The organism is Pontibacterium sp. (assembly GCF_041587635.1).
Classification (GTDB): Bacteria; Pseudomonadota; Gammaproteobacteria; order Pseudomonadales; family Balneatricaceae; genus Pontibacterium.
On sequence record NZ_JBFGYC010000098.1, the window covers coordinates 1 to 9,654 of the forward strand.

Annotated in this window: 11 protein-coding genes; 10 read left to right on the forward strand and 1 reads right to left on the reverse strand. The window is 53.8% G+C overall.

All coding sequences use genetic code 11. The features are described 5' to 3' along the window. The 10 genes from ABYW01_RS07145 to hypE all read left to right on the forward strand — a co-directional run. Positions 1–228: rubredoxin (locus ABYW01_RS07145; RefSeq protein ID WP_372831797.1), on the forward strand; the 228-nt coding region annotated here is incomplete at its 5' end. A 3-nt stretch (positions 229–231) separates the two neighbouring features. Beyond that, positions 232–849 (forward strand): [NiFe]-hydrogenase assembly chaperone HybE, encoded by a 618-nt coding sequence (hybE, locus tag ABYW01_RS07150; protein WP_372831798.1) that lies wholly within the window; start codon positions 232–234, stop codon positions 847–849. Beyond that, complete coding sequence (locus tag ABYW01_RS07155) at positions 846–1,973, forward strand: nickel-dependent hydrogenase large subunit (RefSeq protein WP_372831799.1); 1,128 nt, start codon at positions 846–848, stop codon at positions 1,971–1,973. Before hybE ends, ABYW01_RS07155 begins: the two co-directional genes overlap by 4 nt. 2 nt (positions 1,974–1,975) lie before the next feature. Further along, positions 1,976–2,317: a hydrogenase maturation nickel metallochaperone HypA gene (gene hypA, locus ABYW01_RS07160; protein ID WP_372831800.1), complete on the forward strand. Its 342-nt coding sequence runs from the start codon at positions 1,976–1,978 to the stop codon at positions 2,315–2,317. Positions 2,318–2,319: 2 nt separating this feature from the next. After that, entirely contained in the window at positions 2,320–3,270 is a 951-nt protein-coding gene (gene hypB, locus ABYW01_RS07165) for a hydrogenase nickel incorporation protein HypB (RefSeq protein WP_372831801.1), read from the forward strand. After that, the gene (locus tag ABYW01_RS07170) at positions 3,267–4,748 is read left to right on the forward strand and encodes a sigma-54-dependent transcriptional regulator (RefSeq protein WP_372831802.1); all 1,482 of its coding nucleotides are present in this window, start codon (positions 3,267–3,269) and stop codon (positions 4,746–4,748) included. The genes hypB and ABYW01_RS07170 overlap by 4 nt, the downstream gene beginning before the upstream one ends. Before the next feature lie 18 nt (positions 4,749–4,766). Further along, a complete protein-coding gene (locus ABYW01_RS07175; protein WP_372831803.1) occupies positions 4,767–5,048 on the forward strand; it encodes a HypC/HybG/HupF family hydrogenase formation chaperone in 282 nt (93 codons plus the stop codon). Between the two features lie 14 nt (positions 5,049–5,062). Beyond that, positions 5,063–5,773, forward strand: a complete 711-nt coding sequence (locus ABYW01_RS07180; RefSeq protein ID WP_372831804.1) for an SIS domain-containing protein — start codon at positions 5,063–5,065, stop codon at positions 5,771–5,773. 91 nt (positions 5,774–5,864) lie between these two features. After that, entirely contained in the window at positions 5,865–6,992 is a 1,128-nt protein-coding gene (gene hypD, locus ABYW01_RS07185) for a hydrogenase formation protein HypD (protein WP_372831805.1), read from the forward strand. Between the two features lie 19 nt (positions 6,993–7,011). Next, positions 7,012–8,061: a hydrogenase expression/formation protein HypE gene (hypE, locus tag ABYW01_RS07190; protein ID WP_372831806.1), complete on the forward strand. Its 1,050-nt coding sequence runs from the start codon at positions 7,012–7,014 to the stop codon at positions 8,059–8,061. Between the two features lie 408 nt (positions 8,062–8,469). Here hypE and ABYW01_RS07195 read toward each other — a convergent pair whose 3' ends face one another. Beyond that, positions 8,470–9,045 carry a HupE/UreJ family protein gene (locus tag ABYW01_RS07195; protein WP_372831807.1) on the reverse strand — a complete coding sequence of 192 codons (576 nt, stop codon included), beginning with the start codon at positions 9,043–9,045 and terminating at the stop codon, positions 8,470–8,472. Positions 9,046–9,654: the final 609 nt, after the last annotated feature.

Here is a 9,654-nt window from a genome sequence, read left to right on the forward strand (position 1 = left end):
CTGACGATGAATTATCAGGGTTTTGAAGGCAGTTATCTGGGCGATAGCAGTCGTATTGAGGACCAGGCCAAACTGGAATGTAAAATTTGCTGGTATCAATATGATCCTACCGCGGGAGATCCGGTATGGCAGATCGCATCTGGTACGCCTTTTAGTGCGTTGCCGGATCATTGGCGCTGTCCTGAATGTGACGGCGACAAAGATCAATTTATGGTGCTTGAGGGTTAACCCGTGAGTCAGGTTGCAGCACTTCAGGCACACTTTGATCTCGTCGCTGAGCGTATGTTGGATCTACCGGTGTATAACCCGCTTCTGGCGGTTGAAACGGTGGGTTTTCGGGACTTTTCAGGGCGAGAGCTGGGCGTGCTGGTGACGCCGTGGTGCATGAATTTGATGCTGTTACCTGCGACGGCCGATGCCTGGTCTGACTGGGATGAACAGCGAGTTGGCGAAAAGCAGATGATAGCGCTGCCATCGGGGCAGTATGAGTTTATCTTTGGTTGGGCTGAAGCGCTGGGTGGTTACTGCAGCTGTTCGTTGTTTTCGCCAATGTCCGAGTTTGAGTCGCAGGACGTTGCCGTTGAAACCGCGCAAGAGGTGATGAAAGCGTTATTTGACGGTGACAATGAAGCGCCGACCAACCGCCAAAGAGCGCAACGCGATCAGTTGGAGCAGGAGCGGTCGGCTCAGAATGTTGATCCGGCAGACGCTGAACCTGTAGCAATACCTGAATCCGCTGCACACAAACCAAAACCTGAAAAACTCAGCCGTCGTGGTTTTCTGACGGCGGGCTTTGCACGGCACTCGGAAGCGGACGCCAGACCTAAGATTGGGGGGAGATCATCATGAACGGGATCGCCAATCTTGCCGGTAAAATCCGTGTTGATGTGCAGTGGCGTGATGGTGTGATTCAGCAGGTGCAGTTGCATAGCAGCCGACCCCGGGAGATCACGCGTGTATTGCAGGCCAAACCCTTAACGCAGGCCTTGGCGATGGTGCCGATGATCTACTCTATGTGCGCGGTGGCGCAGACAGTAGCATCACTGCAGGCCGCTGAAAGTGCATTAGGGATTGAGGTCAAACCGGAAGTGGCCCATGCGAGGCAACTATTGGTACAGGCTGAAACAGCCCGTGAGTTGGGGTTACGTCTATCGCAATATTGGCTGGCCGATACGGCTCAGGTTGTGCCGCTGATGCAGTGGTTTACGGGGGTGTCTCAAGAACTGCGATGGGCGCTGGATCTCAATCCGCGTGTATCGAACCCTATTGAGGCGCAGCGGATCAGCTCAGAACTGAAGACGATGCTACTGCCGCTGGTGGGTATGGAATCCGAATTGAGCCGGTTATTGTTTGGCGATGCCTCGCACACGCCGATCGGGGAACAGCTACGTGACCTGCAGGAAACGTTCGGTGACGTTGAACTAGCCTTAGGTGTTTTACCGCTAAAAGTTCAACAGCGTGCAGACCTGGAATGGATCAAAGGGCGTTTAGCGTCTGATGACGCCGTTGAATTCAGCGCAATGCCGGACGCGGATGGTATCTGTTTTGAAACCGGTGTTTGGGCACGTAACCGGGAGTCCGGTTTAGTGGTGCAAGGGCGGGCTGCAGGCTTGAATGAACTGACGCTACGTTTTCTGGCTATGGTATCTGAACTGCAAGCGTTGCCTGCCCGAATGCGCTCTATGGAGCCGCATACCGCTTTGCCGACAGGGGATTCAGGTATGGGTGTGGTTGATGCTGCGCGGGGCTTGCTGATTCATCGCATAGTGCTGGATGGGGATTCCGTGTCAAACTGCAGGGTAGCGGATTACAACATCGTCGCCCCGACCGAATGGAATTTTCATCCGCGCGGGACGCTGGTCCAAATGCTGGAGGGTGTGCAGGTTAACCGGGAACGGTTGCACAGTCTGGTGGAAAAACTGATTCTTCTGGTGGACCCCTGTGTTGCCTGGGAGATCGAGGTTGGAAACTAATCATGCATGAGATGTCGATTGCCGAAGGGATTATTCAGGTTCTGGAAGAACAGGCGAAAGCACAGAATTATCAGCGGGTAAAAACCGTGTGGCTGGAGATCGGCCCGCTGGCGATGATCGAAACCGAAGCGCTGAGCTTCTGCTTCGATGCGGTCACACGCAGTAGCCTCGCCGAGGGGGCTAAACTAAATATTATAAATATAGTGGGCGAAGCCTTCTGCCTGCAGTGCCTGAAAACAGTGCCTGTGCAGAAACGGTATGACGCCTGTCCGGAGTGCGGCAGTCATCAGCTGCAGGTCACTCAGGGGGATGAAATGCGGATAAAAGAGCTGGAGGTCGAGTAGTTATGTGTACCGTTTGCGGATGTTCCGAGGGTGAAGTGCAGATTGAGGGTGGGCATCATCACCATGCGCACGACCATAGTCACGATCATCACCATGACCACAGCCACGCTCATGCTCACCATAGCCATGAACATCATCATGATCACAGTCATCCGTCCGACAGTAGTGTGGTCGTGAGTGAAGGTGACAACATTCATTTTGGGCAGGGGCCTGCGCATGCCCATGTGGCCGGTATGAGTCAAAGCCGCATGGTGCAGATCGAGCAGGACATTTTGGGCAAGAATGATCGTTATGCTGCGATCAACCGCGCCCGCTTTGAACAGCAGAGTTTGTTTGTACTGAATCTGGTGTCCAGCCCCGGTTCGGGTAAAACCACGTTGCTGACGGAAACCCTGGAGCGTATTAAAGAAAACCGCAAAGTGGCGGTGATCGAAGGGGATCAGCAAACGGCCAATGATGCCGACCGCATCCGTGAAACGGGTGTGCAGGCGATTCAGGTGAACACCGGGAAGGGCTGTCATCTCGATGCGCATATGGTGGGACATGCCATGGAACGCTTTGAGGATATGAAAGGTGGTCTGCTGTTCATCGAGAACGTCGGTAATCTGGTGTGTCCGGCCGCTTTTGATCTGGGGGAGGCGCATAAAGTGGCGATCCTGTCGGTGACCGAAGGTGAAGACAAACCGTTGAAATATCCGGATATGTTCCATGCAGCGGATCTGATGATTCTCAATAAAACCGATCTGCTGCCGTATCTGGATTTTGATGTGGAGCGTTGTATCGACTATGCCCGTCAGGTGAATCCTGATATTCAGGTGCTGCAACTGTCCGCGCGATCCGGTGAGGGAATGGACGGCTGGGTCGAGTGGCTGGAGAGCCGCCGCAAACATATGATTCAGAGCCGTATCGATGCACTCCAGTCTGAAATCGACCAGTTCCACGCCTTGTTATGATGGACTTCGAGAACCGCCCCACCGTGCTTTGCGTCGATGACGAGGTTCGTTCGTTGGAAACGCTTGAACGTACGCTAGATGAAGAGTTCGACGTGCTCACGGCCAGCAGTGCCGACGAAGCGATGGCGCTGCTGGAACACAATGAAGTGCAGGCGATCCTCTGCGATCAGCGGATGCCGGATAAAACCGGCGTGGCATTTCTGACGGAAGTGCGCGAACGCTGGCCGCAAATTGCCCGCCTGATTCTGTCCGGTTACACCGATTCTGAAGACATTATCAAAGGGCTGAATGAAGCCGGCATTCTGCAATACATCACCAAACCCTGGCACCCGGATAATCTGCTGTTGATCATGCGCGGTGCCTGCCGCTTGTGTGAACTGCAGAACGAAAATGAGCTGCTGGCGATGGAGATGCGCCTGACTGAAGGTCAGGCCGAGCAGAACATCTCACAGAAGAAACAACGCTTACAGCAGGCGTTTCAGCTGGATGAGATCCGTCGTCATCCCGATAGCCCGTTAAACGCTATCTGTAATCAGGCGGGTAAAATTGCGCCTTACGATGTGTCGGTGCTGGTCACCGGACCTTCGGGTGCAGGCAAAGAGCTGTTCGCGCGTGCGCTGCACTACAACAGTCTGCGGGTGGATAAACCGTTCGTGGTGGAAAATTGCGGTGCGATGCCGGATGAGTTGTTGGCGTCTGAGCTGTTTGGTCACAAAAAAGGCTCCTTTACCGGTGCTATTAACGATCACGAAGGGCTATTCGAACAGGCTAATGGTGGCACCATTTTCCTCGATGAAATTGGCGAGATCAGTCCCGCTTTTCAGGTGAAACTGCTGCGTGTTTTGCAGGAGCGTGAAGTCCGGCGCATTGGCGAACATCAACGGCGTAAGGTGAATGTACGGATTGTGGCCTCTACCAATCGTGACCTTGAAGAGGAGGTGCGTGCTGGGCGTTTTCGTCAGGATCTCTACTTCCGCCTGGCTGAGGTGACACTGGAGTTGCCCTCGTTGGACCGCCGGACGGTGGATATTCCGGTGCTGGCCAAAGGTTTCCTCGACAATGCGATGCAGGATTTTGATAAGCCTGTGAAAGGTTTCAGCGATGAAGCGCTGGATTGCATGAGCCGCTACTGCTGGCCGGGCAATGTACGTGAACTGCAGAACGAAGTGCGCCGTATGCTGGTGCTGGCCGAAGATGAATGGCTGACTGCCGATCTGCTCAGTCCCCGTGTCTTGCGCGCAGCACCGATTGAAGAAGCAGAAGAAACCGAAATACTCGCCGGTCTTGAAGGTACGCTGAAAGAGCGGGTCGAGACCCTCGAAAAACGTATCCTGCGCGAGACCCTGATTCGCCACCGCTGGAACAAAAGCCGTGCCTCCAAAGAGCTGGGTTTATCCCGCGTGGGGTTGCGTTCAAAACTGGAACGCTATGCTCTGGAGCAGAGCGGATCAGCCATCGCCCCTGAGCAAAAACAGTAACCGGAGATAGAAGTCACTATGTGTTTAGGAATTCCCGGACAGATCGTTGAGATCAAAGACGCTGATGAAGGCGTTGCGATGGTTAATGTCTCCGGTGTAAAGCGAGAAGTTAATCTGGGCTGCGTGTTGCCGGAGGACGGTCATCTCGATGCTTTGATTGGTCGCTGGACATTGGTGCATGTGGGGTTTGCCATGAGCCTGATAGACGAAGAGGAGGCTCAGAAAACGCTGGAAATTCTGGCTGAGCTGGGTGAGCTGCAAGAAGAGCTGAATGCGATGCAAAACACCGAGATCGACTGAGCGAGGGTTTTGACATGTCTGATAAGAATGATGCGAATAATATGCTCGGTGCGCTGTATCCCTTTATGGGCAGTGAGCAGGGCGATAAGCCGGATACCCGCGATAAATCGGCTGAGTTGCTGGACTCCATCCGTCTGAAAACCGAAGAAAGTATCGCCGCCAAGCACGCCTTTTTTGCCAAGTACAACACCGTATTGGCTGATATTGCCGCGGCAATCGCCGAGTCCTACCGTCAGGGAGGGCGTCTGATCACCGCCGGTAACGGTGGCTCATCCTGCGATTCGGCTCATCTGGCGCTGGAGTTTATGCATCCGGTGACGGCGGGGCGTCCGGCGTTGCCCGCGATCAACCTGAGTCAGGATAATGCCATGCTGACCGCGATCTCCAATGACATCGGATTTCAGCATGTGTTGCCGCGCCAACTGCTGGCCTTGGCAAAACCCGAAGATGTGTTAGTGGTGTTTTCCACCAGTGGGAACTCCGCCAACATTACCGCGGCCTGTGAAAAGGCGAAGCAGCTGGGACTGACGGTGGTGGCGTTCTCGGGAGGCGACGGCGGCGAGCTGGCAACCCATAAAGCGGTGGATCATTGTCTGATTGTCGAAACCGACAGTGTGCATCGCATTCAGGAGTGCCATCTGGTGAGTTACCACATTCTGTGGGATCTGGTGCATACCCTGCTAGCGGACGAACGCGGCTTTATCGGTGAGCACGGCCGAAACTGATGGGTTGATGTAGGTTGGGTGGAGGCCGGGCAGGCCGATACCCAACACTCTGCATCAATAAGAATAAGATACCCTCTGTGAGCAAAGACAGATGAAATTTGTAGACGAATTCCGTGATCCGGATATGGCGAAAGCGATTCTCGAACGTATCCATACATTGGTTGATGAGATCCCGCAGGCACAGGATCGGCCGTTACAGATTATGGAGGTGTGCGGTGGTCATACCCACTCTATCTTCCGTTACGGTCTCGAAGAGCTGCTGCCTGACAAAATTGAGCTGGTGCATGGCCCGGGTTGTCCGGTCTGTGTGTTGCCGATGGGGCGCGTGGATGATTGTGTGGCGATTGCCGAACACCCCGATGTGATCTTCACCACCTTTGGTGATGCGATGCGGGTGCCGGGTTCGAAGAAAAGTCTGCAACAGGCAAAAGCGGAAGGCTGCGATATCCGGATGGTGTACTCGCCGATGGACGCGTTGCTGCTGGCCCGCAAACACCCGGACAAGAAAGTGGTGTTCTTCGGGCTGGGGTTCGAAACCACCATGCCAAGCACCGCCTTGACGCTGAAACAGGCAGAGAAGGAGGGGATCAACAACTTCTATCTGTTCTGTAATCACATCACCATCATCCCGACTATCAAGGCGATTCTGGATTCGCCGGATATGTATATCGATGGTTTCTTAGGTCCCGGTCACGTGAGCATGGTGATCGGCCAGGCACCCTATGAATTTATCTCAGCCCAATACCAGCGTCCGCTGATCATCTCCGGTTTCGAACCGTTGGATGTATTGCAGTCTCTGCTGATGGTGCTGGAACAATTAAAAGCTGGCGAAGCCAGGATCGAAAACCAGTACAAACGCATCGTGCCGGATGGCGGCAATATGCAGGCGTTGAAGGCCGTGTCTGATGTGTTCGAATTGCGCGAGTTCTTTGAATGGCGAGGTTTAGGCTCGATTGACCACTCCGGTGTACGTATCCGCGATGCATATGCGCAGTACGATGCCGAGCGCGCCTTCGCGCTGCCGAATCTGAAAATTGCCGATCCTAAATCCTGCCAGTGCGGTGAAGTACTGAAAGGGGTGATTAAACCCTGGCAGTGCAAAGTCTTTGGCAAGCAATGTACACCGGAAACCCCGATGGGTGCGCTCATGGTGTCCACAGAAGGGGCCTGCTCCGCGTACTACAGCTACGGTAAAATTGACGCCCGTAATATCGCCTGATTCCTGAAGAGTAGATGTAATGACTAAACCGCAACGACGTACCTTGAAAGCCTCCACCATCACCATGGCACACGGTGCCGGTGGTAAGGCGATGCGTGATCTGATTGAAGATGTGTTTGTGGGCACGTTTGATAACGAGAATCTCAATAAACTGGAAGATCAGGCGCGCTTTGAGCTGGCTGAGTTGCAGGCTCAAGGCCAGAAACTGGCGTTTACCACCGACAGCTACGTGGTCGATCCTGTGGAGTTCTGTGGTGGTGATATCGGCACGCTCGCGGTGAATGGCACCGTGAATGATCTGGCGGTGTCAGGTGCCATTCCTAAGTACCTCTCCTGCGGCATGATTCTCGAGGAAGGTCTGGACGTTAGCTTGTTGCGTCGTATCGTAGCCTCTATGCGTCAGGCGGCCGATGAAGCTGGTGTCACCATCGTAACCGGTGATACAAAGGTTGTGCCGAAGGGTAAGGGCGACAAGATCTTTATCAATACGACGGGCATTGGGGTGATTGCAGAAGGGATCAATATCTCGGCAGAAAACTGCAGACCGGGCGACAAAGTGATCGTAAACGGTTTTGTCGGCGATCACGGTGCGGCGATCCTGAACGCCCGTGGTGATCTGGCGCTTGACGTAGAGTTAGCCACCGACTGCCAGCCCTTGCATGGTTTGATGCAGGCGATGCTGGAGGTGTGCCCTGAGCTACATGCAGTGCGTGATGCATCCCGTGGCGGGGTGGCAACCGTGCTGAATGAGTTTGCGGAATCGTCTGAAGTATCGATCCGCCTGTTCGAAAACAAAATTCCGGTACGCAACGAAGTCCGTGGTGTCTGTGAAATTCTCGGCCTGGATGCACTGTACTTTGCCAACGAAGGGAAACTGGTGGCAGTGGTTCCGGCTGAAAAAGCGGACGCGGTACTCGAGGTGATGCAGGCGCATCCTACAGGTCAGGGCGCGGCGATTATTGGTGAAGTGCTGGAAGGCTACGCCGGACGGGTGTTGGTACAAACCGGTTTCGGCGGCGAACGTATCCTCGATATGCTGGTAGGTGAGCAGCTGCCGCGTATCTGCTGAACGGGTCATTCTTTGCCCGTATACCCATTTTTCTATCGGACTTTTCTGTCCGGTTCTCTGTCCGCTGCCCCCGGAGGCAAACCTTCTGGCAGTCGGCTCTGCGTAGCTGCAGGAGCCGGGGGCGGCACTTCTATTGATTTCTACTCACCTCAAACGTTAAACCAGCTCCGATCTGACGTCTGACATACCTGATCGACCGTTAGCTTTTGAGGCTGGAGTGAAGAATCTGTAGCAGAGGTACTAATCGCTCCCGCAGGAATGTGTGTGGGTGTTTTAGGGCGGAGGGCTTAAGCGGATGGATAAAAAAAGTCGGGCTAAGGGGCCCGACCAAGGAGTGGGTGACAAAGCGTCAGAAATGCACCCTGCGTCAGAGGCTTAACCTTGGGGACCTGAGCAGGGTCAGAGTGATCAGGCTGCCAGCAATGTGGCGCCTGCAGCAGCGATTGCCAGACCAGCCAGTTTGGCCAGTGATGGCAGTTGGGTTTTTACGGTGTTTGCTGCCATACCACCGCAAAGGTGAAGCATCAGGCTAGAGCCGAGGAAGCCTGCTGCGAACAAGGTCATTGAGGAAGCCGCCGCTTCAGCGCCATGGGCGTAGCCGTGGAACAGTGCGAATCCACCACTCAGGCCCAGCGCAACAGCTGCAGGCAGACGTGCCGCTGTGGCAATCAGCAGGCCCAGCATCAGCACAGAGGTGGCAATGCCCGCTTCAACAATAGGCAGGCTAAATGCAGTCTGTCCCAGCATAAAGCCCGCAATCAGTACCAGCATGAATACCATCGGGATCTGGAGGCGTAGCTTGTTTTTTTGCATGGCTGCCCAGAAGCCAACTGCCAGCATCGCCAACAGGTGATCGACGCCAATCAGCGGGTGAACCAGACCGCTCAGCAGGCTGCTATGTTCAGCAACAGATGCGGTATGGGCAAACGCCGGGGTGGAGGAGAGTGCCAGCAGGGAGGCAGCGGTGGCTACTTTTAGCTTCATATCGGTCTACCTTTTTATTTTGGTATTCGTTCAGCATTTAACGCGGGTGAAGGTTAAGTGCTTTTATAGATGAAATATTGAAAGCAAGCTTGATGCCAGAAATTCAGGTGTTAAGGAGAGGTATGCTCAAGCACTTATCAGCAGGGGGATTGCGACCAATACAGGTATCGCGATAATGGCGCGTGAAGTGAGTAGCAACGGTTTTAGTGGAAAGTGATTTACCACTTCGGCAGCAAACTGAACGTTCAGCTTTGTATGCGTTTGGCTGAAGGTGTCGCGAGTCGTTTCGGTGACGGTGAGAGGAAAAGAGGGCTTGAGCTGAATATCTAGATGAAAGTGTTTCATATTGCGCTGAAAAGTTAATAAGTTGCAGCTAAAAAGCGCTAACTTTCTAATCCTTGAACGGCTAAAATTTTCTTTGTGTTTGCAGCGTTCTGCACTACAATTCGCCCATCAAAAATAGTGTTTTTATGCCGTGATTAAAGAGCCTTTTGAACTCGCACCGAAGTCTATCGCCGAGCAGGTTCACAGGTTTCTAACGCATTGATTTTAGTACTGGAGAGCACCCGAGTTGGCATCAAACGGTAAAATTAAACTGCAGGGCTTTAA

Excerpts from the sequence above, each read along its gene's own strand:
- ABYW01_RS07170 (WP_372831802.1), top strand. The coding sequence starts at position 3,267 with ATGATGGACTTCGAGAACCGCCCCACCGTGCTTTGCGTCGATGACGAG.
- ABYW01_RS07195 (WP_372831807.1), bottom strand. The coding sequence starts at position 9,045 with ATGAAGCTAAAAGTAGCCACCGCTGCCTCCCTGCTGGCACTCTCCTCC.
- hypD (WP_372831805.1), top strand. The coding sequence starts at position 5,865 with ATGAAATTTGTAGACGAATTCCGTGATCCGGATATGGCGAAAGCGATT.
- hypB (WP_372831801.1), top strand. The coding sequence starts at position 2,320 with ATGTGTACCGTTTGCGGATGTTCCGAGGGTGAAGTGCAGATTGAGGGT.
- hypA (WP_372831800.1), top strand. The coding sequence starts at position 1,976 with ATGCATGAGATGTCGATTGCCGAAGGGATTATTCAGGTTCTGGAAGAA.
- hypE (WP_372831806.1), top strand. The coding sequence starts at position 7,012 with ATGACTAAACCGCAACGACGTACCTTGAAAGCCTCCACCATCACCATG.
- ABYW01_RS07175 (WP_372831803.1), top strand. The coding sequence starts at position 4,767 with ATGTGTTTAGGAATTCCCGGACAGATCGTTGAGATCAAAGACGCTGAT.
- ABYW01_RS07155 (WP_372831799.1), top strand. The coding sequence starts at position 846 with ATGAACGGGATCGCCAATCTTGCCGGTAAAATCCGTGTTGATGTGCAG.
- ABYW01_RS07180 (WP_372831804.1), top strand. The coding sequence starts at position 5,063 with ATGTCTGATAAGAATGATGCGAATAATATGCTCGGTGCGCTGTATCCC.